We start from the raw sequence: 21,048 nt of genomic DNA on the forward strand, positions 1-21,048 counted from the left end.
CGGACGGCTCAGCGGTACGCGTCCAGCAGCGCCAGCACCGCTCCCGGGTGCTCCACGTGGGCGTTGTGCCCGAGCCCGGGCAGCGTGACGACCGGCACGCCGAACTCCTTGAGCTGCGCGTCGCTGACCATCGGGTCCTGCTCGCCGCGGGCCAGCACCACCGGCACGTCGGTCGCCGCCACCAGCGCGGCGAGATCGGGATCGCCGACGGCGAACGCGGCCGGATCCATCGCGAGGCGCCACCGGCCGTCGACCTGGCGCAGCCCGGCGTCCACCACCGGGTGGTCCGGCGGGACCAGGCCCGCGAGCCCGGAGACACGCAGGTAGCGACGGGCCGCCTCGCTGCGGCTGGCGAACCAGCTGATCGGCCGGGCGGCGAGTTCGGCGGCGCGGGTCAGCTCGTCGGGTGACCAGACAGCCTTGATGCCCAGCCCGACCACCGCGTCCACCGGCAATCCGGCCGCGCGGGCGGCCAGCGCCAGGCCGACCACCCCGCCCAGCGAGTGCCCGAGCACGACGATCCGGTCGTCGGGGGCGAGGCCGTGGGCGATCCGCTCGGCGAACCCGACGAAGGAGTACGACGGCAGCGGGGCCGACCAGCCGTGACCGGCGAGGTCCGGTGCCAGCCACCGTCCCGGCCAGTGCTGCTCCAGCAGCGGCGCCCAGGGCAGCCAGACGTCGCCGGTCGACCCCATCCCGTGCAGCAGCAACAGGACCGGCCCACGGCCGGTGTGACCACCCGATTCATCCACCACGGCCGCAGTCTCCCACGGTTCGCGGCACCGTACGAGAGTCCTCGTGGCGGCACGACGCGAACCACCTCGCGCTGTACGGGTTCACCGGCCACCGACCACGTGGGAAGACGCCGCGGGCGCCGGCCCCTTGTGGGGGACGGCGCCCGCGGCGGCCGCGCCCGGGTCAGGCGGAGTAACCCCGAGTGGCGATCCAGTTCGCCAGGTCGATCGTGGTGATCCAGTACGACGGGTCGGCGGCGTTCGCCGAGTCGGCGATCCGCACGGTCCGGCCGTAGTCCTTGTAACCCACTACGGCGATGTAGTGCCCGCCGCCGTAGGAGTGCCAGCCACCATCGGTGTCGGTGGCGTCGCCGGCCACGTTGGCCACCACGCCCCGGCCGGCGGTGATCGCCGCGACCACGTCGGCCTGGAGCCGGTCCATCTGGGCGGGGCTGGGCGCACCGGCGAACATCCGGGTCCGGTACGGGGAGCCCTTCACCTCGGCGTTGAGCACCCGGGTGGTGTCCAGGGCCGAGTTGGTGCCCATCTCGGTGGTGCCCAGCTCGACGCCGAGCTCGTCCTGGGTGCGGTCGATACCGGTGGCGCTGAGCGCGTTGCGGGTGGCCGCCGGTCCACAGTTGTAGTACGTGTTCTGGGCCTGGTAGTCGTAGTCGAGCACCTTGGTCGCGGGCGGCTTCGGCGGCGCCGGCTTACGGGTCAGGTCCGGGTTGCCGCTGGTCTTGGCGGCGGGCGACGCGGCGCTGGCCGTCGGGGCGGCGGTGCTCGGCGAGGTGCTGGCCGAGGGGGACGCGACGCGCGCCTCGCCGCGGGACGCGACGGTGTCGCTGCGCATCTCGGCGACCGTGGTCGCGGTGTGCTGGCTGGCCGGGGCGTCGTCGGCACCGGCGATCAGGGCGCCGGTGGTGGTCGCGAGCGCGAGGGCCGCGGCGGAGGCGGCGACGATCTGGTAGGGGCGCTCGGTGGCGAGACGACGGAGCTGACGCTTCAGGGTGTGCTTCACGGGGTCCTCCACGGATCGGGGGGAGAGCGGCACACCGGGCCGGACCGGTGCCCGGGCAGGCGCCAGCGCGCGGACCGTGGTCCGCGGGTGGTGAACCGCTCAGGGGATTGCCCGGCGCGGCCGGGCTGGAGAGGCGGTGACCCGGGGGGTCAGCTCACCGTCACCGGACGGATGAGTGGGGGCACCGCGGCGCCGTGGAGGCGGGGGAACAACCGAGGGGTGGAAAGGTGCTGCACGAGGATGGAACTCCTTCCGACACCGCCTACCGGGTTAGCTGACGGATTCGGGCGGGAAGATCGCCCTACCGCGGGCCGTGGCTCGCGGATTCACCCCGGTCGTACCTGGGTCCCCGGTTCGTAGATCACGATTGAGCGGGTCGGCGCGGCGTCGCCTCTTGCGATCGGTTACCGCACCGGACGCGCCGACACTACTGGCCGGCTCGCGCCCTGCCAAGCCAGCTTCACCTGCGTAAACCTGAATTCGCGCGCGAACTTCTGCGCGTATTGCCACTGACGTGACTCGATGGGACAACCGGTTACGCTGGCGCCTGTGGTCGACAACCGGACAGGCCGTCGACAATGCCGCCGCATTTGCGCGAACATTGCGCCCGACCGTTCCAGCTGCCCGATTCGGTGTGAGTGTGATCGGGCTCACGCCCCTCTCGGGGCATTTCCGGTCAGCCCACCCGGGCCGGGCGCCAGCGCGCCGCCGTCGCCGGACGGGCCGCCACGGTCGCTGCCGGCCGGACCGGCACTCGGATCGGCCGCAACCGGGCCGCCGCTGTGTACGCCTCCTCGGCGAGCGTGCGGGCCGCCTCGGCAGCCAGTTCCGCATCCCGCCAGGTGGACCGTTCGCGCTCGTCGGCGGCCCGGTGCTCGACCAGCTTGCCGTCGCGGACAGCGCGGCTCAGCAGCACCTCCTGCTCGACCGGGTGCCGTCGGGGGTCCCAGCCGTTGCGGTGTGCGAAAACGTCGGTGAGCTGACGCATCGACAGGTCGCCCCGCCAGTGCGCCGCCATCGCCGCGCGGTGCAGGTAACGCTCCCGGCTGGCGTACTCCGTCGGGGAGCGCGGCGTGCGCGGGGTGGGCAGCGAACCGGCGCCGGCAAACCGGCGGGCGGCCCGTTCCGCCTCCTCGTATCCGGCCCACGCCCGCTCAGCCGCCTCCTGCGCGGCCAGCCAGTCGGCGCGACGTCGGCGGGCGGTCTGCGCCGCGCCGGCCGCGGCGACGGCCACCTCCTCGGCGTACCGGCGCAGGTCTGCCGCCTCGACGGCGGCCAGTTCCGGGGCGGTGGGCACCCCGGAATCCTCGACGGTCGGCCGGTCCCGCTCGGGGCGGGCGATCAGGACGGTGAGCACGGTCAGGGCCAGCAGGAGCAGTGCCGACCAGATGGCGGCGGCCTGCGGAACCTCGGTCAGGAACTGGTAGAGCACGGTCTCCATGATCGGCACCTCGGGGAAGAGCGCTGCGGTGGGGAGCCGCACGGCCGACCCGGACGGACCATCGTGGCGGGCCACGGGCCGGCGGGCGGGGTGCGGAGGTGAGTGATCGACAGGCGTGGTGGCGGGACGTCGTCCCGGTGGCTCAGCGCCGCGGCGGGGCCCGGGAGGCCCGGGTGGCCGGATCGGCGGTGCGCGGCGATCGCCGCGGACCAGTCCCGACCGCTGAGGCACCGGCCTCCGCCGGCACGGCGGCCTCGACGGCGGGTGCCGCCGGGTGCGCGTCCGGCGAGATCGGCGGGGCGGTGTGGTCGACGGCGACCGGAGCCGCGAGGTCGGCGGCGCCCGCGGGGGCGACCCATCCGGACGACGGAGAGCCCGAGGACAGCGCCGACGTGGGCAGCGGGCCGGCCGCGGCTGGCGGGGCGGTCGACGCGCCCGAGCCGAGGGCCAGGGCGGCCACAACGGCGAGGCTGGTCAGGATCCGCGTCGCCCAGCGCGCCACCCACCACAGCGGACAGGTGAGCGCGACGGGAGGCACGTCCCCACGCTACCGCCGGCGCCGTCCGGGCGCATCGACGCCGGGCGTGTCGGATACCGCCGCGCCGCCGGATCTGACCAGCGTGGACGCTCGTCGCGGACGTCGAGCGGCGGGCCGCTCAGCGGTCGGCGTACGCCGATCGGCGCTCGGTGTCGGCAGCCCCGCTCCGCTGGCGCGGCAGGGCGGGAGCAGACCCGGCGTCGGCGGTCTCGGCGTCGCCCGACCCGGCCTCGACCTGCGGCGGACGGCGGCGGCGCGCCCACCGGCGCATCATCGGCGTCTCCACGTAGCGGTGCAGCAGCCCGGCGAGGAGCAGGGTCACCAGCAGGAAGCCGAGCACCACCGCGGGCCCCCGCCAGCCGGTGAAGCCGACACCCCAGTACCCGGTCCAGCGCAGCACGGTCGTCATCACCAGGACGTGCACCAGGTAGAAGGCGAACGACACCTCCCCCAGCCACACCAGCGGGCGCGATCGCCACGGTGAGCGCTGGCCACGCACGTCAGCGTCCGCGGCAGCGGTGATGACCAACAGGTACGCCACCGCGAGCAGGGTGGTCCACAGCTCGGCGCGGATCCACTGCGCGGCGACCACCCAGGTGACCACGAAGATCACGCTGGCCCCGGCCAGCCCGGGCCCCCGCCAACTGCCCCGACGCATCAGCTCGGCCGCCGCCGCGCCCATCCAGAACTCCAGCGACCGCACCGGCGGGAAGATCTGGGTGAACCACCACCGGCTGTCCTCAGGTACCAGGGCCTGGGCCGGCCAGAGCGCGAGGATCAGCAGCGGCACCGCGATGACCAGCGTCCAGAGCAGCGCTGGCCGGGCCCGGCGCAGCAGCGGCAGCGCCAACGGCAGGCAGAGGTAGAAGAAGAACTCGCAGGACAGCGACCAGCTCACCGTGTTGACGCTGTAGAACCATCCGGGCCGCGGGTCCCACGCCTGGAGCAGCAGCAGGTTCTCCAGACCGGCGGCCGGGGAGATCGGATCGGCGAACCAGAGGGCGACCAGCAGCGCGGCTGCCCACAGCACCAGGTGGTTCGGGTAGATCTTGGCGACCCGCCGTCGCCAGAAGTCCCGCCGGCGCTGACCGGGACGGGCCGACCAGACCAGCACGAAGCCGCTGAGGATGAAGAAGAACTGCACCCCGGACAGGCCCAGGGTGAACAGCGCGTCGACCACCGCCCGGTAGTCCGGCTCGGCGACGATGCGCATGGTCCCGGCGTGGAAACCGAACACGAGCAACGCGGCGATCCACCGCAGCCCGGTCAATGAGGGCAGCCGGTTCCCCAGGCCAGCGGTCGGAGCGCCACGACCGGCAGGTGCGGCGACGGTCATGCCGGGCTCGCGATCGACGGCCGGCTCCCCAACATGCGCGTCTCCTCCGTCGACCTCGCCGGACGGCTTCGCGAGCGCGTCCGACGGCGGGCCGCGGTCCCGGCGCCGCCCCGACCGGGCACCCTACCGGCGGCGGTCGGCACCCGCCACCTCGCCGAGGGTGACGCTCGGGTTTGTTCCGGCTGACTCGTGTCCTAATATTCCGGGACCCGGAGGTGACGGCGCGCCCGCCTATCCAGGCCTGGGCGGCGCTGTGCCCCGGCGCCAGCAGACGAGAGGTGGAGCCCCATGCACCAGCGGATTCTGATGCGGGCGAAGAAGGGTCCCTTCGACGTCTACTCCCCCGAGGAGGCGTTCGAGGGCAACTGGATCGGGGAGAACAACGGCAACCTGGTGTTCAGCCACGCCGCGCACAAGATCCTGCGTACCAGCACCGCCGAGATCACCTCGACCGGCTTCAAGGTCGACCTGCGTGACGCCGACCGCATCAACGAGCAGTACGACGTCTACGTCATCCCGCTGGCCAACGCGTTCCGCCGCAGTTACGCGCACCGCATCGAGGCGATGACCAAGCTGGTCGAGCGGTTGAAGATCCCGGTGGTGGTGCTGGGGGTGGGCGTACAGACCAATGTCGCGGGCGACCGGGAGTACCTGCGCCCGATCGACGATGTGGTCAGCCGGTTCGTCCGGGCGGTGCTCAACCGCTCGCACAGCATCGGCGTGCGGGGCGAGATCACCGAGGGCTACCTGCGTACGTTGGGCTTCTCGGCGGTCGACGTGATCGGCTGCCCGTCGATGTTCCTGCACGGCGACACCCTCGGGGTGGAGAAGGGCAAGACGGCGCTGGAGCCGCACGATCGGGTCGCCCTGACCGTCTCGCCGTACGTGAAGTCCATGGGGAAGATCATCGCTGGGCACCAGCAGCGCTACCCCAACCTGCGCTACCTCCCGCAGGACCTGAAGACCCTGGGCACCCTGCTCTACGGCGACGCCCCGGAGGACCGGGGAAAGACCGGCAGCATCCCGATCCACACCTCGCATCCGCTGTTCACCGAGGACAAGGTGCGGATGTTCCTCGACCCGTGGACCTGGATGGACTATCTCGCCGGCTTCGACTTCGCCTTCGGCACCCGCATCCACGGCACCATCACGGCGCTGATCGCCGGTACGCCCGGGTTCCTGTTCGCGCACGACTCGCGCACCCTGGAGCTGGCCCGCTACTTCGACATCCCGCACCGGGTGATGAAGGACGTTCCGGCCGACGTCGACGCCGCCGACCTGTACGAGGAGGCCGACTACACGGCGTTGAACAACGGTCACAAGGCCCGGTACGCCACCATGCTCTCCTTCCTGACCAAGCACGATCTCGGCAACTCGTTCGCCGACGGCGACAGCGCCGGTCGCTTCGACGCGCAGGTCCGGGCCACCGCCTTCCCGCCCGCCGTACGCCCGGCCGCCGCCACCTCGACGGAGGAGCTTCTGGCCCGGGTGCAGTGGCTGCACGACCGCAACGGTGAGCTGCGGCGCGACCTTGAGACGATGGAGGAGCAGCGGCTGCGGGCCCGGGTCCGGCGAGCCGTGCGTGAGCCGGTGCGCCGCATCCTCAACCGTTAACCCTTTGCTGTAGGGCTGTTCAGGCGGCCCACGCTCGTGCGCCACGTGAGGTTCCGAGGCCGTCCATCCGCGTCGTCAATGGTGACGAGGTGGTCTTCGAGCCGACGCACGCCCCGCTGCTGAGTATCGTCGTGCCGGTCTACGGCGTCGAGGCGTACCTGTACCAGTGCCTGGAATCGATCCGGGCCGACATCCCGGCAGGTGAGGCGGGGGCGGTCGAGTTGATCGCCGTCGACGACGCCTCCCCCGACGGCTGCCCGGCGATGCTGCGCTCGTACGCCGCGGGTCGGGTCGGCGTTCGCGTCGTGCACCTGACCAACAACGTGGGTCTGGGGCTGGCCCGCAACGCCGGTCTCGACGTGGCCACCGGGCGGTACGTCTGGTTCGTCGACAGCGACGACTGGCTGCCGCCCGCGACGCTTTCCGCGGTGCTCGACCGGCTGCGCCGGCATGAGCCCGACGTGCTGATGCTCGACCACCTCCGGGTGCACGAAGACCGCCGGCGCGAGGTCGACGCGAGCAGCCACCTGCTGCGCGGCGTGACCGGCGTGGTCCATCTCGCCGAGCAGCCGCAGTTGCTGCGGGTGCAGCACACCGCGTGGAACAAGGTCGTCCGCCGGGCCTTCCTGGACGAGCTGGGGCTGCGGTTCTTCCCCGGGTGGTACGAGGACATCCCGTTCAGCCACCCGCTGCTGATCGGCGCCGAGAAGATCTCCGTGCTGGATCGGGTCTGCTACCTGTACCGGCAGGGCCGGCAGGGTGCGATCACCTCCACCCGCAGCGGCCGGCACTTCGACGCCTTCGACCAGTACGAGCGGCTGATGGAGTGGGTGGGGCGTCACCACCCCGACGAGCGGCTCCGGGCCGAGCTGTTCCAGCTGATGGTGAACCACTACCTGGTGGTGGCGGGCAACGACGACCGGCTGCATCCGCACCTGCGGCGCGCCTTCTTCCGCCGGGTGGCCGAGCACTACCGCCGGTACCTGCCGGCTGGCGGCTACCCGTTGCCGGACGGGGTCGCCGGCCTCAAGCACCGCCTGGTCGGGCGGAACGACTACCTCGCGTACGCGGCGCTGCGCCAGGCCCACCGGGTGGCCGGCCGGGTACTGGGTGCCCGGGCCGGAACGTCGTCCGACCCGCCCGCCGAGGACGCGCTGGCGGCCGCGTCGGCGGGCGATCCGGCGGCGGCGCCGAAGGAGCCGCGTGCGCTGGCGGGTCGCGGATGACGGAACCGCTCCGCCCGGCCGACGACGGTGACCTGCACCGGATGCTGCGCTGGCGCAACCACCCGCAGGTACGGATGGTGAGCCTGACCCGGCACGAGATCAGCCTGGTGGAGCACACCGCATGGTGGGCGCGCGTCCGCGCCGACCCCGACCGGCGGGTGCTGGTGCACCTGCACGAGGGCGTCCCGTCCGGGGTGGTCACCTTCTCCGGCGTCACCTCGCCCGAGCGGGCCCTCACCTGGGGCTTCTACCTGGACATCGCCGGGCTGGACGCGCGGGCCGAGCTGTTGCCGGCGTGGCTGTCGTTGGAGCGCGCCGGGATCGCGTACGCCTTCGACGTCCTCGGGGCACGGACGCTCGGAGGCGAGACGCTGGCCACCAACCGGCCGGTGCTGGCGCTGCACCGGCGCTTCGGATTTCGCGTCGTCCGGCAGTACGAGCAGGACGTCGACGGCAGACCGCACCAGGTGGTGTGGACGGAAATGAGCAGAGGAACATGACAATCAAGATCGGACCGCACGCGGTCGGCGCCGGGGAGCGGCCGTTCGTGGTCGCGGAGATGTCCGGCAACCACAACGGCAACCTGGACCGGGCGCTGGCCATCGTGGACGCGGTGGCCGCGAGCGGTGCGCACGCGTTGAAGCTGCAGACGTACCGGCCGGACACCATCACCATCGACGTCGACGCGCCGGCGTTCCGGATCTCCGACGGGCACGACCTGTGGGGCGGTGAGCGGCTCTGGCAGCTCTTCGAGCGGGCCCACACACCGTACGAGTGGCACGGCCCGATCTTCGAGCGGGCCCGCCAGCACGGTCTGACCGTCTTCTCCTCCCCCTTCGACCACACCGCCGTGGAGCTGCTGGAGGAGCTGGGCGCACCGGCGTACAAGATCGCCTCTTCGGAGCTGGTGGACCTGCCACTGATCCGGCTCGTGGCGAGCACCGGCAAGCCGATGGTCATCTCGACCGGCATGGCCACCGTGGGTGAGATCGACGCGGCCGTGCGAGCGGCCCGAGAGGGTGGCGCCGGCGGCATCGTGCTGCTGGCCTGCACCGCGTCCTACCCGGCGCCGCCGCAGGACAGCAACCTGCGCCGGCTGCCCGTGCTGGCCGACGCCTTCGGTCTTCCGGTGGGGCTCTCCGACCACACGCCGGGCATCGGCGTGCCGGTCGCCTCGGTGGCGCTCGGCGCCTGCCTGATCGAGAAGCACGTGACACTGCGCCGGGCCGACGGCGGCGTCGACTCCGACTTCTCGCTGGAGCCGGACGAGCTGGCCGCGCTCACCGTCGAGTCGGAGCGGGCCTTCGCGGCGCTGGGCGGCACGACGATCGGGCCGACCCCGACCGAGCGGGAGGGGCTGCGGTTCCGCCGGTCCCTGTTCGTGGTCGCCGACGTGCGCGCCGGCGACCCGGTCACCGCCGCCAACGTCCGCTCCATCCGGCCGGCGGGCGGGCTCCCCCCGGCCGACCTCGACCGGGTTCTCGGTCGCACCTTCACCCGCGACGTGCCGCGCGGTACGCCGCTGGCCTGGGACCTGATCTGAGCCCTGATCCGCGACGACGGGCCCGGTCCTGAGGGACCGGGCCCGTCGTGTCGTGGCGGGCGGTCAGCCGTCGACGCTGACCAGCCGGACGAACTCGCGCAGCAGGTCGTAGCCGTCCCAGACCGGGGCGAAATTGAGCGCCGCTCCGAACGGCACGATCCGGTCGATGCCCCGGCCCCCCAGCTCCCGGGCGAACCCGACCAGCTCGGCCGGGTCGAACCCGAAGTGGGTCAGCGTCTGGTCCCGCCGGCGCAGGAACGGCACCAGTTCCGCCAGCTCCGCGATCGTGACGAAGCCGAACGTGCCGGTGCCGAGCCACTCCCGAGGCACCGCGGCCGGCGTGGCCAGCTCCAGCGTCGCCACCAGGTTGTCGGGGAAGGTCATGCGGGACACTTCCCCGTCGGCGGCCAGCCCGTACGACCCGACCCGCTTCTCCACCGCCATCGCCGCGTCCACGTCCGAGCCCCGATCCCGGGCCGCGACGCCGAGCAGCGCGACGAACTCGGCCCGTACGGCATCAGCGCGCGCGGCGTCGCCGACCAGGAACACCGCCCGCGGCGACGAGCACGCCGCCTGGTCGAACCAGTAGGCGTCGTTGGCGAACTTCGCCACCGCGTCCCGCCGGGCGGCGACCGTGGCGGCCTCCCAGCCGGCCACCGACAGCACCGCGAAGGACGACCGGTCCGGGAACGTGAGGTCGCGGGCCGCCGGAGCCAACGGGTGCCGCCGGACCGCCGTCACCGCCCGGTCGCCGCCCCAGATGACCCGGACGTCGCAGTCGGCGCTGAGCCGGGCGGTCACCGCGTCGTCGTGACCGTAGGTGACCATGCGCTGGGTCCGGGCGACCACCGGGTCCGCCTCGGCGAGGCTGTCGTTCAACACCTCGAGTATCGCGTCGGCGGCCGCCGCCGAACGGGGCGAGACGCGGACGACGTTGATGTTGCCGGCCAGCGCGGCCAGCGCCCAGGAGTAGACGAAGATGGTGTCCACGTTGGCCGGTGGGACGTGGAACACCACGCCCCGGGGAAAGGCCAGCAACCGCTCGTCGAGGCCGGCGCGCAGCCGCTCCAACCCGCGCAGCAGTTCCCGACGGCGCAGGAAGAAGCCGAGTGAGCCGAGCTCCGGGTGCCGCCGGGCCAGGGCCGGGGTCAGCAGGCGGCGCGACACGGCGGTCAGGAAGTCCATGATCCGCTCGTCACCGACAGCCAGCGGCATCGCCGGGGGCGGCGGCACCAACTCGTCCACCGACAGCTCCGGCCCCGCCGGGAAGCGCATCCGAACCGTCATGACCGACCTCCGACGTAGGTGTCGCTGCAACCGCGGGCTTCGGCGCGGGGCAGCCGGCCCAGGACGCTGAACCGCTTGCCCGGCCAGTGGCCGTCGTCGACACCGTGCACCACCCCGAGGTCCTCGGTGAGCAGCACGTTGCCCGGGTACGAGGTCGGCAGGGTGCTCAGCACCTCGATCACGCCCGGTGTGCCGACCGGCGCCTCCCGCCAGGTCACCGGGTCGCGGACGATGACGTCGGCGAAGTCCGGGCAGTAGAGCGAGCCGCCCTCCGGGCCCTCCAGGAAGACGGTGCCGATCTGCTCGACCATCCCGTAGAAGTTGTGGATCCGGGTCAGGCCGGTGTCCGCACCGAGGCGGCGCCGGAACTCGGCGTTGTCCACGGCCTGGTCGGCGAGCTTCTTCCAGCCGCCGGAGTGCACCAGGATCCCCTGGGACAGGTCGAGGCCGTGGTCGCGGGCCACCTCGTAGAGGTAGCGCCAGACCATGAACGTGAAGCCGAAGACGAGGAACGGCGAGCCCCCGTGCCGGCCGAGGAACTCCTTGAGGGCGGCCACGTCCGGCCGGTCGTCGGCGTCGAGCAGCCAGAGGTGGTCGCGGCCGAAGTTCACCATGCCGAGCGCCCCCGCGCCCCGGGCGGAGTAGGAGCGCCGGTCACCGACCACCCCGGAGCGGTCCACCACGACCATCGGCAGCCGCCGCGGTCCGAGCACCGTGCCGAGTGTGCGGGCCAGCATCCGGGACTGGGTGGCCGCGGCCGCCCGGTCCAGGTGGATCCGGCTGACCTCGCCGGTGGTGCCGCTGGAGGTGAGCACCCGGATCACCTCGTCGTCGGGCACACTGGACAGCTTGCGGGTCTTGAACAACCGCACCGGCAACCAGGGCAGGTCGGCCAGCGTCGCCGGCTCACCGTCCTGGTCGAGGGCGTCCAGGATCCGGGCGTACGGCGGGCAGTGGCGCCGGTGGTGTCCCAGCAGCTCGACCAGCTCGCCGCGCAACCGTTCCTCCTTCTCCGGATGGGTGAGGGTGAACACATCGGTCAGCACTGTTCCTCCAGCGCGCGGTAGTCGGGCTTGCCGGCGGGCGTCAGCGGCAGCGCGTCGACGCTCCGCACCTGGACGCCGGACGAGTGGGTGCCCAGCGCCGCCGCGACCTCGGTGCGGATCCGGGCGAGCCGGTCCGCGTCGGCCCCCTCGGCCACCACCACCAGCCGGTCCACCCCGGCGATCGCGGCGAGTGGACCGTGGTGGCCGAGCGACCGTTCCACGTCGTCGAGGTTGACCCGGACGCCGAACACCTTGGCGATCCGCTTGATCCGGCCGGTGACGAACAGGAAGCCCTCCGGGTCCAGCCGTCCCAGGTCGCCGGTGGCCAGCGTGCCGCCCAGCTCGTCCGGGCGGGCCAGGTCGGCGGCGCTCTCGGCGTAGCCCATCATCACGTTGGGTCCGCGATAGACGATCTCGCCCACCCGGGCGGCCCCGGTGGTCTCCGCGCCGTCGTCGGTACGGATCGACACCGTGCCGCCGGGCACCGGCAGGCCGACCGAGCCGAGCTTCGCCGGCAACCGGTCGGACGGCAGGACGGTCATCCGGGCGGTCGCCTCGGTCTGCCCGTACATCACGAAGAACCGACCCTCGACCTCGGTCATCCGGCCGTGGAAGTCGGTCACCAGGTCGGGGTGCAGCCGGCCGCCGGCCTGGGTGAGCGTCCGCAGCCGCTCGTACCGGCCGGGTGCGAAGCGCAGCCGGCGCAGCATCTCGTACTGGTAGGGCACGGCGGCGAGCGAGGTGACCCGGTGCCGGTCGACCGCGGACCAGAAGTCGCGGGAGGTGAGGCCGGAGCGTTCCAGCAGCACGGTGGCGCCGGCGTGCAGGTGGCTGGTGAGCACCGAGAGCCCGTAGGTGTAGTGCAGCGGCAGGGTGGTCGGCGCCACCTCGTCGCCGTCGAGGCCCAGTGCGGTGGCGATAGCCGCGGCGTTGGCCCGCACGGCCGAGCGGGACAGCCGGACCAGCTTGGGGTTGCCGGTCGAGCCCGACGTGGTGAGCAGCAGGGCCAGGTCCGGGTGCGGGGTGGGACCGGCGGGCCCGGTGCGCCGCCAGGCCGGGCCCGGCCCGACCGCTGCCGCCCGGTAGCCGTCCGGCGGCGTCGGGTGCGTCAGCAGCAGGGCCGGGCGGAACCGGTCGACCAGGTCCCGCAGCGTGGCCGCGGGGATCTGTGGATCGAGCAGCGCCACCGGGCGGCCCGCCTGCCAGGCGGCGAGGACGCGCACCACGGCGTCGATGTCGGCGGGCACGGTGGCGAAGACGACGCCCGGAGGTTCCCGGTCGAGCGACGCCGCGAGGTCGGCGACCCGGGCGGCGAGGTCGGGGCCACCAAGTTGCCGTCCGGTGCCCGCGTCCACCAGCCGGGCGTCGGCGTGCAGGAGGTCGCTCACAGCGTCAGCCCGCCGTCCACCCCGACCACCTGGCCGGTGACGAAGGCCGCGGCCGGCGAGAGCAGGAACACGACCACCTCGGCGACCTCGGCCGGTTCGCCGAGCCGGCGCAGCGGGGTGGCCGCGGCGCGGGCCTGCCGGCCCGCGTCGTCCAGGTCGGCGAGCAGATCGGTGCGGATGAAGCCGGGCGCGACCGCGTTGACCCGGATGCCGGCGGGACCGAGTTCCTTCGCGGCGGCCCGGGTCAGCCCCTCGACCGCGGCCTTGCTGGCCGCGTAGACCGTCTGGCCGGCGGCCCCGGCCGAGCCGACCAGGGAGGCGGTGAGCACCACCGCGGGGCGCTCGCCCCGGCGCAGCAGGCGGACTCCCTGCTGCAGGGTGTGCGTCGCACCGGCGGCGTTCACCGCGAACAGCCGGGTCACGGTCTCGTCCGACACCCCGCCCAGCAGCCCCGCCGCGTGCGTGCCGGCGTTGACGACCAGGGCGTCCAGGCCGCGCCACCGCTCGAACAGGACACGGGTCAGGGCGCGGATCTGGTCGGGGTCGGCCACGTCGCCGTGCACCGCCAGGTGCGGCCCGCCGGGCAGGGTGGCGACCACCTCGTCGGCGGAGCCGGGCGACCGGCCGTGCACGGCGACCACGCAGCCCTGCTCGGCGAGCCGCCGGGCGACGGCCAGACCGATGCCCCGGGTGGATCCGGTGACCAGTACCCGGCGGGCCGGCGGATCAGTAGGTGAGGACGACACCGTGCTTCTCCAGGATTTGGCGAGCGCGGTCGAAGGAACTGAGATCAATGACCTCGTCGGTGTCCAACATGACGCCGAACTCGTCCTCGATCGCGGCCACCAGGGACATGTGCGCGAGCGAGTCCCACTTCTCGATTCCGCGATATTCGAGACTGTCCACGGCGGCGTTGTCGGGCAGTTCCAATGCCGTGCGGAAGACGACTCTCAGTCGGTGCAGTTCCACTGGTCTTTCCTCCGTAACTGGTACGCACGACCGGCGTGCCGGCCGAGTGTAGCCGAGGTTCTGAGCTGCTCCGCCGGGCCCCGAATGAGCGGGAAGTGTTTGCCTGCAAGGCATTCCGCATTCACTTCCCACGCGGCGTCAGTTCACCGAGGTGCGTCGGGTTGTTAACCCGCCGGGTCTAGCGTCTCGATCCGGTTGGCCAGCCGAACGCCACCGCGGAAACAACCACGACCATGGGAGCACCAATTGAGTGAGCTGAATGGGTCTTCCATTCTTGTCACCGGGGGAACGGGTTCCTTCGGCAGGACCTTCCTCCGGCACGTCCTCGCCGAGGCCGACCCGGCCCGGGTCGTGGTGTTCTCCCGCGACGAGCTCAAGCAGTACGAGCTGCGCCAGCAGCTCGGTGACGATCCCCGCCTGCGCTGGTTCATCGGCGACATCCGGGACCGGCACCGGCTGACCCGGGCGATGCACGGGGTGGACCACGTCGTGCACGCCGCGGCTCTCAAGCAGGTGGACACCGCCGAGTACAACCCCTCGGAGTACATCGCCACCAACATCACGGGCTCCCAGCACGTCGTCGACGCGGCGATCGAGGCCGGCGTCAAGAAGGTCATCGCGCTCTCGACCGACAAGGCGTCCAGCCCGATCAACCTGTACGGCGCGACGAAGCTGGTCGGCGACAAGCTCTTCGTCTCGGCCAACCACTACGCCGCCCACCACCCGACCCGGTTCGCCGTGGTGCGCTACGGCAACGTCGTGGGCAGCCGGGGCTCGGTGGTCCCGCTGTTCCGCCGGTTGGCCGCCGAGGGCAAGAGCCTGCCGGTCACCGACAAGCGGATGACCCGGTTCTGGATCACCCTGGACCAGGCCGTCCAGTTCGTCATGGACTCGTTCGACCAGATGCAGGGCGGCGAGCTGTACGTGCCCCGGATCCCCAGCATGCGGATCCTCGACCTGGTCGAGGCGGTCGCCCCGGACGCCACCACGCACGAGATCGGCATCCGTCCCGGCGAGAAGCTGCACGAGGAGATGATCGCGCCGGACGACAGCCGCCGGACGGTGCGCACCGCGGACCGGTACATCGTCCAGCCGACCATCGCCGGCTGGGGCTACCAGCCGCCGGTCGACTGCGAGCCGGTGCCGGACGGCTTCGCGTACCAGTCGGACAGCAACGACGAGTGGCTCAGCGTCGAGCAGGTGCGCGACATGCTCGGCCTCAGCGCGTGATGGCGATGCTCCCCTACGGCCGGCACGCCGTCAGCGAGGACGACGTCGCCGCCGTCGCCGACGTGCTGCGCGGCGACCGGCTCACCACCGGCCCGCAGGTCGACGGGTTCGAGGCGGACCTGGCCAAGCTGACCGGTGGGGCCGGCTGCGCGGCGGTCTCCAACGGCACCGCCGCGCTGCACGTGGCGTACGCGGCGGCCGGCGTCCGTCCCGGCGACGAGGTGGTCGTCCCGCCGATGACCTTCGTCGCCACCGCGAGCAGCGCCGCGCTGCTCGGCGCGAAGATCGTCTTCGCGGACGTCGAGGAGGAGACCTTCACCCTCGACCCGGCCGCGGCGGCCGCCGCGACGACGTCGCGCACCAGGGTCGTCTCGGCCGTGGACTACGCCGGCCACCCGGCCGACTACGACGCGCTGCGGACCGCGATGAGCGGCTCGGACGCGCTGCTGCTGGCCGACGCCGCGCACTCCGTCGGCGCCACCTACCGGGGCCGGCCGGTCGGCTCGCTCGCCGACGTGACCACCTTCTCGTTCTTCCCGACGAAGCACCTCACCACCGGAGAGGGTGGCGCGGTCGCCAGCACCGACGCCGAGTTGCTGAGGCGGGCCCGCCGGTTCCGCAACATCGGGTTGGTACGCGAGCGCGACGAGCAGCGCTGGCCGGACGAGGGCGGCTGGCACCAGGAGGTGCACGAGTTCGGCCTGAACTACCGGCTGCCGGACGTGCTCTGCGCCCTGGGCCGCAGCCAGCTGCGCCAGCTCGACGCCTTCCTCGCCCGGCGGGCCGAGCTGGTCGCCCGCTACAACGAGGCGCTGGCCGACCTGGACGGGGTGCGGCTGCCGGTCCAGAAGTCGTGGGCCGAGCCGGCCTGGCACCTCTACCCGATCCGGGTGCTCGACGGTCGCCGCCGCGAGGTGTACGGCACGATGCGCACCGCCGGCATCGGCGTGCAGGTCAACTACATCCCCGTGCACTGGCACCCGGTCTTCGCCGACCTCGGCTACCGGCGCGGATCCTGCCCGGTCGCCGAGTCGTTCTACCGTCAGCAACTCTCGCTGCCGCTCTACCCGACGCTGAGCGACGCCGACCAGGACCGCGTCATCGACGCGCTCGGTGCGGCGCTGCGGCGCCGCCCGACGCGGCCCGTCGCCGCCTGATGGGACGCTGATGCACCACGCCAACCACTTCTACGGCCACGCCCACGTGCTGGCCCGTTACGCCGGGCTGGGCGACGGCCACCCCCCGCGGATCAACGGGTACGTCCAGCACGGCTGGAACATCGGCGACGGGCTGGCCCCCGGCCACCCGTACGCCGAGGGCACGCCGAGCCTGCTCTGGTCGGAGCAGACCCGGCGACGGGCCTGGTCGGTCGGGCGGCGCAACCTCGTCGTCATCGGCGCGCCCTTCGCGTACCTGCTGGCCCTGCGGCCCGAGGACCCGCCGGAGTCACAGCGGCAGGGCACCATCTGGTATCCGTTCCACGGTTGGGAGGGTCAGCACGTCCGCGGCGACCACAAGGAGCTCATCGCCCGGATCCGCGACACCGAGCCGGGCCCGGTGACCGTCTGCCTCTACTGGCACGAGTACGGCATGCGGCGGGTGCGCCGGCTCTACGAGAACGCGGGCTTCCGCGTGATCTGCCACGGCTACCGCGGGCACTGGTGGAGGGACACCGACCCGCTCTTCCTCGACAAGCAGCTCACCGAGCTGCGCCGGCACCGTCGGGTGGCGTCGAACCGGCTGACCAGCGCGATCTTCTACGGCATCGCCGCCGGCTGCGAACCGGCGGTGTACGGCGACCCGATGGTGCTCGCTGACGAGGATCCGACCTTCGGCGGGACCGCCCGGATCCGCCGCCAGTGGCCGGAGCTGCACGGCGAGTCGGTGGACCTGCCGACCGCCGTCGCGATCGCCCGCGCCGAGCTGGGCACCGACCACCGCTGCACGCCGGCCGAGCTGCGCGAGCTGCTCGGGTGGGCGAACCTCCAGGAGGAACGAGTTGACCACTGAGACGGCACCGGCCGACCGGATCGTGCTGCCGGGCGGGGAGATGCTGGCCTGGTCCGACCTGCCGGAGCAGCGCACCGCCGACGGCGTTGCCCTGGCCGCGCTCGCGGCGCGGATCGTGCCGGCCGGCGCCCGGGTGCTGCTGGCCGGGCCGCACGATCCGGCGGTGCTCGACCGGCTCGCGCACGCCGAGGTGACCTGCCTGCTGCGCAGCTACCCGGACGGGGTGGCGCTGGCCGCGCGTACCGCCCGGGTGGTGGTGGGCGGGCCGGCCGGCCTGCCGGAGGGCGAGCGGTTCGACGTGGTCATCGCCGGCGCGGGCCTGGACCCGGTGGAGTCGGTGGAGGGCGATCGGCTGGGCTGGGGTGGCGTGCTGGGCTGGCTGGCCGACGCGCTGTCCCCCGGCGGCACCCTGCTGCTGCGGGTGGACAACCCGCTCGGGCTGCACCGGCTGGTCGACGCCACCCCCTGGTACGCCCGGCGCGACGACGCCGCCTGGACCATCGGCGGCGTCCTCGACTCCGACCACCCCGCGAACCGGGAGCAGGTGCGCGCCCGGCTGACCGACGCCGGGCTGCGGCCGGGCGCCTGCTTCGCCGCCTACCCGAGCGCGGGGGCGGCGAGCGTGCTGCTCGCCGCCGACCAGCTCGACCGGCGGACCACCGCCGGGTTCTTCGACGCGGTCCTGCACGACGCCTGCACGGGAGGCTTCGCCGCCGCGACGGTGCTCCAGGACCCTGCCCGACTGGCCGTGGACGCGCTGCACGCCGGGCACGGCGCCGCGCTGGCCCCGGGTTGGCTGGTGCTGGCCCGCAAGGCCCCGGCATCCGACGCCGCCCCGGCCCTCGGGTCGCCGGCCAACCTTCCGGTGGCGCTGCTGCAGGCGGGACCGCCCGGCTCCGACGTGGTGGAGGTGGTCGACGGGCCGGACGGCTGGCGGTGGCAGACCACTGCCGGCGCCGACCGCACCGGCACGGCCGTCGCGCCGTTCGCCAGCCGGGAGGCGGCGTACCGGGACCCGTCCGTGCTCATCGGGCAACCGGTGCCCGACGGGCGGCTGCTGCGCACCCTGCTGCTCGACGCCGCCCTGCGGCGCGACCTGGACACGCTGCGGGCGCTGCTGCGCGGGTACGCGAACTGGCTCGCCGGGCAGGCCGGTGACGACGGCCGGATCGCCGGCGCCGCCGCGCTGGCCGGCACCGACAACGTGGTGGTCTCCGCCGGCCGGTACGCCGTGCTCGACCCCAGCTGGCGGGCCACCGAGCCGCTCCCCCGCGACGTGGTGCTCGCCCGGGGTCTGTGGCGGTTCGCCGCCGCGCTGCTCACCGGCGGGTACGCCCATCCCTGGGCGTCCACGCTGGACGTCGCGGGACTGACCGTGGTGCTGGGCGGCCTCGCCGGCCACGACCTCGACCGGGCGACGGTGTCGGCGGCGGTGGAGGCGGAGGCGGCGGTCACCGCCGCGCTCCGGGGGCTGGACGCCGATGGGCGGGTCACCCTCGTCGCCGACCTGCGGTCGGTCGAGCCGACCGACCCGCCGGCCGGGCCGCGCGGCTACCAGCAGCTGCGCGAGGCGTGGCTGCGCCAGCGCGACGAGCTGACCCGGATGTCCGCGTTGCTGAAGTGGACCGAGGGCCTGCTCACCTCGCGGGAGCGGGCGCTGCGCCGGGCCGACGCGACCATCAAACTGCTCAGCGGCTCGCTGAGCTACCGGGTCGGACGGCTGGCCCTCACCCCGGCCCGGCTGGCCCGGCGCGGGGCCCGCGCGGCCAAGCGACGGGCCCGCCAGGCGCTGGCACCGCAGCAGGAGGAGCAGCAGTGAGGGGCCGTGGCGGGACCGGACGGGGGTACCGGTGATGCGGATCGTCGGGATCGTGCAGGCCCGGATGGGCTCGTCCCGGTTGCCGGGCAAGGTGCTGCGACCGCTCGCCGGCCGCAGTGTGCTGGGCCGGGTGGTCCGGGCCGCCCGGGACAGCGGGGTGCTCGCCGACCTGGTGGTGGCGACCAGCACGGACACGGTCGACGACGCGGTGGCCGCCGAGTGCGACCGGCTCGGCGTGCCGTGCCACCGCGGCCCGGTCGACGACGTGCTGAGCCGGTTCGTCGGCGCGCTGGACGCGCACCCCGGGGACGCGGTCATGCGGTTCACCGCCGACTGCCCGCTGCTCGACCCGGAGATCATCACGCTGGTGGCGTCGGTCTACCGGGCGGTCCCCGGGCTGGACTACGCAAGCACGTCGATCGCGAGAACACTGCCGCGCGGGCTGGACGTCGAGATCATCCGCGCCGACGCGCTGCGGACGCTGGACCGGCTCGCCACCGGGCACCACCGGGTGCACGTCACGTCGTACGCGTACACCCACCCGGAGCTGTTCCGGGTGCTCGGGGTCACGCTCACGCCGGACCGGTCCGGACTCCGGCTCACCCTCGACACCGAGCAGGACTGGACGCTGGTACGCGCGGTGACCGACCATTTCGGCGACGTCAGCGTGCCGCTGGCCAAGCTCGCCGACTGGCTCAACGGGCAGCCGGCGCTGCGCGCGCTCAACGCCGACGTACGGCAGAAGCGGCTGGAGGAGTCCTGAGCACGTTACGCGTCGGATTGCGCTGCGACGCCGGGCCGCGGCGCGGTGTCGGCCATCTGGTCCGCTCGCTGGCGTTGGGCGAGGAGTTCCTGGCCCGCGGCAGCCGCGTCGACATGTTCGGCGCCGTCGAGGGGGTCGGTTGGGCAGCCGCACAGCTCGCGGCGCGGGGCATCCCGCTCCATCCGGGGCCGCGGACCATCGCCGAGCTGGTCGAGACGGCCCGCCGGCACCAGCTCGACGTCATGGTCGTCGACTCCTACGAGCTCGAACCGGCCGCGGCGGGCGCGCTGCGCGCGGCGGGCGTGCTGACCCTCGCCGTGGTCGACGGCGACACCCGGGGTCAGGACGCCGACCTGTACCTCGACCAGAACTTCGGCACGGACATCGCCGCGCCGGCGCAGCGGCTGCTCGCCGGCGTCCGGTACGCGCTGCTGCGGGACTCGGTGGTGGCGGCCCGGCCGCCGGCGCCGCGGCCCGCGACGCCGGTGGGCCGGCCCCGGGTGCTGGCCTTCTTCGGGGGCACCGACGCGGTCGGTGCCGCACCCGTGCTCGCCAGGGTGCTGCTGTCAACCGGACACCCGATGGACCTGACCGTCGTGGTGGGCCGGCCCGAGGTGGAGGCGGAGTTGGCGGCCGTGACGACGGGCCGGGGGCAGTCGTTGCGCCGGGTGCCGCCCACCGACGAGCTGCCGGCCCTGATCGGGGCGGCGGACCTGGTGGTCAGCGCCGCCGGCACCTCCACCTGGGAGCTGTGCTGCCTCGGTGCGGCCGCCGCGCTGGTCTGCGTGGTGGACAACCAGCGCGAGTCGTACCGCCGGGTGGTCGAGCACAGGCTGGTCGCCGGCCTCGGCGAGCTGCCGGAGCTGGCCGCCCGTGGGGTGGCCGGGCGGGCGGCACGGGCGGCTGCCGCGCAGACCCTGACCGCGCTGCTCGCCTCCCCGGCCTGCCGTGCGACCCTCTCCGCCCGGGCCTGGTCCATGGTGGACGGGCTGGGTCGGCGCCGGGTGGCCGACGCCGTCCTGGAGGCCCGCGCCGCCGCACCGGCCTGACCGGCACGCGGGAACTCGCCGGGTCGGCGCACCC

20 protein-coding genes and 1 riboswitch are annotated in these 21,048 nt (G+C 73.6%); of the genes, 10 read left to right on the forward strand and 10 right to left on the reverse strand.

Annotation, left to right across the window (positions count from 1 at the left end; genetic code table 11):
• Window positions 1-8: 8 nt before the first annotated feature.
• The 5 genes from KBX63_RS05270 to KBX63_RS05290 form a co-directional block, all read right to left on the reverse strand.
• Window positions 9-755 (reverse strand): alpha/beta fold hydrolase, encoded by a 747-nt coding sequence (locus KBX63_RS05270; RefSeq protein ID WP_210908784.1) that lies wholly within the window; start codon window positions 753-755, stop codon window positions 9-11.
• 163 nt (window positions 756-918) lie between these two features.
• Window positions 919-1,767, reverse strand: a complete 849-nt coding sequence (locus tag KBX63_RS05275) for a C39 family peptidase (protein ID WP_210908787.1) — start codon at window positions 1,765-1,767, stop codon at window positions 919-921.
• A 232-nt stretch (window positions 1,768-1,999) separates the two neighbouring features.
• A riboswitch (cyclic di-AMP (ydaO/yuaA leader) is annotated at window positions 2,000-2,139 on the reverse strand.
• Window positions 2,140-2,431: 292 nt separating this feature from the next.
• Entirely contained in the window at window positions 2,432-3,238 is an 807-nt protein-coding gene (locus KBX63_RS05280; RefSeq protein ID WP_307871626.1) for a hypothetical protein, read from the reverse strand.
• Between the two features lie 100 nt (window positions 3,239-3,338).
• Window positions 3,339-3,734: a hypothetical protein gene (locus tag KBX63_RS05285; protein ID WP_210908791.1), complete on the reverse strand. Its 396-nt coding sequence runs from the start codon at window positions 3,732-3,734 to the stop codon at window positions 3,339-3,341.
• A 118-nt stretch (window positions 3,735-3,852) separates the two neighbouring features.
• Window positions 3,853-5,070 (reverse strand): acyltransferase, encoded by a 1,218-nt coding sequence (locus KBX63_RS05290; RefSeq protein WP_210908792.1) that lies wholly within the window; start codon window positions 5,068-5,070, stop codon window positions 3,853-3,855.
• A gap of 288 nt (window positions 5,071-5,358) precedes the next feature.
• On the opposite strand from KBX63_RS05290, the gene KBX63_RS05295 reads away from it, so the two are divergent.
• The 4 genes from KBX63_RS05295 (at window position 5,359) to pseI (ending at window position 9,453) form a co-directional block, all read left to right on the forward strand.
• Window positions 5,359-6,684 carry a polysaccharide pyruvyl transferase family protein gene (locus tag KBX63_RS05295; RefSeq protein ID WP_210908795.1) on the forward strand — a complete coding sequence of 442 codons (1,326 nt, stop codon included), beginning with the start codon at window positions 5,359-5,361 and terminating at the stop codon, window positions 6,682-6,684.
• Window positions 6,685-6,773: 89 nt separating this feature from the next.
• Window positions 6,774-7,910: a glycosyltransferase gene (locus KBX63_RS05300; RefSeq protein WP_210908796.1), complete on the forward strand. Its 1,137-nt coding sequence runs from the start codon at window positions 6,774-6,776 to the stop codon at window positions 7,908-7,910.
• Window positions 7,907-8,410, forward strand: coding sequence for a GNAT family N-acetyltransferase (locus KBX63_RS05305; RefSeq protein WP_210908797.1), 504 nt, complete (start codon window positions 7,907-7,909; stop codon window positions 8,408-8,410). The genes KBX63_RS05300 and KBX63_RS05305 overlap by 4 nt, the downstream gene beginning before the upstream one ends.
• The gene (pseI, locus tag KBX63_RS05310; RefSeq protein WP_210908798.1) at window positions 8,407-9,453 is read left to right on the forward strand and encodes a pseudaminic acid synthase; all 1,047 of its coding nucleotides are present in this window, start codon (window positions 8,407-8,409) and stop codon (window positions 9,451-9,453) included. The genes KBX63_RS05305 and pseI overlap by 4 nt, the downstream gene beginning before the upstream one ends.
• Before the next feature lie 63 nt (window positions 9,454-9,516).
• Here the strand turns inward: pseI and KBX63_RS05315 are convergent, their stop codons facing one another.
• Genes KBX63_RS05315 through KBX63_RS05335 form a run of 5 tightly spaced genes read right to left on the reverse strand, consistent with a single transcriptional unit; the run spans window position 9,517 to window position 14,143 of the window.
• A complete protein-coding gene (locus KBX63_RS05315) occupies window positions 9,517-10,740 on the reverse strand; it encodes an acyl-CoA reductase (RefSeq protein WP_210908800.1) in 1,224 nt (407 codons plus the stop codon).
• Entirely contained in the window at window positions 10,737-11,786 is a 1,050-nt protein-coding gene (locus KBX63_RS05320; protein ID WP_210908802.1) for an acyl-protein synthetase, read from the reverse strand. The genes KBX63_RS05315 and KBX63_RS05320 overlap by 4 nt, the downstream gene beginning before the upstream one ends.
• Entirely contained in the window at window positions 11,780-13,174 is a 1,395-nt protein-coding gene (locus KBX63_RS05325) for an AMP-binding protein (RefSeq protein ID WP_210908804.1), read from the reverse strand. Before KBX63_RS05325 ends, KBX63_RS05320 begins: the two co-directional genes overlap by 7 nt.
• The gene (locus tag KBX63_RS05330; protein WP_210908806.1) at window positions 13,171-13,920 is read right to left on the reverse strand and encodes an SDR family NAD(P)-dependent oxidoreductase; all 750 of its coding nucleotides are present in this window, start codon (window positions 13,918-13,920) and stop codon (window positions 13,171-13,173) included. The genes KBX63_RS05325 and KBX63_RS05330 overlap by 4 nt, the downstream gene beginning before the upstream one ends.
• On the reverse strand, window positions 13,901-14,143 hold the full coding sequence (locus tag KBX63_RS05335; RefSeq protein WP_210908808.1) for an acyl carrier protein: 243 nt from the start codon (window positions 14,141-14,143) through the stop codon (window positions 13,901-13,903). Before KBX63_RS05335 ends, KBX63_RS05330 begins: the two co-directional genes overlap by 20 nt.
• Before the next feature lie 246 nt (window positions 14,144-14,389).
• On the opposite strand from KBX63_RS05335, the gene pseB reads away from it, so the two are divergent.
• From pseB to KBX63_RS05365, 6 genes are read left to right on the forward strand one after another with little or no spacing between them, the layout of a single operon-like run.
• The gene (pseB, locus tag KBX63_RS05340) at window positions 14,390-15,373 is read left to right on the forward strand and encodes a UDP-N-acetylglucosamine 4,6-dehydratase (inverting) (protein ID WP_210908814.1); all 984 of its coding nucleotides are present in this window, start codon (window positions 14,390-14,392) and stop codon (window positions 15,371-15,373) included.
• Window positions 15,374-15,378: 5 nt separating this feature from the next.
• Window positions 15,379-16,530: an aminotransferase class I/II-fold pyridoxal phosphate-dependent enzyme gene (locus tag KBX63_RS05345; RefSeq protein WP_247661802.1), complete on the forward strand. Its 1,152-nt coding sequence runs from the start codon at window positions 15,379-15,381 to the stop codon at window positions 16,528-16,530.
• A gap of 10 nt (window positions 16,531-16,540) precedes the next feature.
• On the forward strand, window positions 16,541-17,383 hold the full coding sequence (locus KBX63_RS05350) for a hypothetical protein (RefSeq protein WP_210908817.1): 843 nt from the start codon (window positions 16,541-16,543) through the stop codon (window positions 17,381-17,383).
• Complete coding sequence (locus KBX63_RS05355) at window positions 17,373-19,202, forward strand: class I SAM-dependent methyltransferase (RefSeq protein ID WP_210908819.1); 1,830 nt, start codon at window positions 17,373-17,375, stop codon at window positions 19,200-19,202. The genes KBX63_RS05350 and KBX63_RS05355 overlap by 11 nt, the downstream gene beginning before the upstream one ends.
• A 31-nt stretch (window positions 19,203-19,233) precedes the next feature.
• Window positions 19,234-19,965, forward strand: coding sequence for a cytidylyltransferase domain-containing protein (locus tag KBX63_RS05360; RefSeq protein ID WP_210908821.1), 732 nt, complete (start codon window positions 19,234-19,236; stop codon window positions 19,963-19,965).
• Window positions 19,962-21,014 (forward strand): PseG/SpsG family protein, encoded by a 1,053-nt coding sequence (locus KBX63_RS05365; protein WP_210909223.1) that lies wholly within the window; start codon window positions 19,962-19,964, stop codon window positions 21,012-21,014. The genes KBX63_RS05360 and KBX63_RS05365 overlap by 4 nt, the downstream gene beginning before the upstream one ends.
• Window positions 21,015-21,048 lie beyond the last annotated feature (34 nt).

The organism is Micromonospora sp. U21 (genome assembly GCF_018070045.1).
Classification (GTDB): Bacteria; Actinomycetota; Actinomycetes; order Mycobacteriales; family Micromonosporaceae; genus Micromonospora.

Bases quoted from the DNA above. Each gene is read 5' to 3' on its own strand.
- pseI (WP_210908798.1), top strand. From the start codon at position 8,407: ATGACAATCAAGATCGGACCGCACGCGGTCGGCGCCGGGGAGCGGCCG.
- KBX63_RS05315 (WP_210908800.1), bottom strand. From the start codon at position 10,740: ATGACGGTTCGGATGCGCTTCCCGGCGGGGCCGGAGCTGTCGGTGGAC.
- KBX63_RS05305 (WP_210908797.1), top strand. From the start codon at position 7,907: ATGACGGAACCGCTCCGCCCGGCCGACGACGGTGACCTGCACCGGATG.
- KBX63_RS05290 (WP_210908792.1), bottom strand. From the start codon at position 5,070: ATGACCGTCGCCGCACCTGCCGGTCGTGGCGCTCCGACCGCTGGCCTG.
- KBX63_RS05345 (WP_247661802.1), top strand. From the start codon at position 15,379: ATGCTCCCCTACGGCCGGCACGCCGTCAGCGAGGACGACGTCGCCGCC.
- KBX63_RS05295 (WP_210908795.1), top strand. From the start codon at position 5,359: ATGCACCAGCGGATTCTGATGCGGGCGAAGAAGGGTCCCTTCGACGTC.
- KBX63_RS05350 (WP_210908817.1), top strand. From the start codon at position 16,541: ATGCACCACGCCAACCACTTCTACGGCCACGCCCACGTGCTGGCCCGT.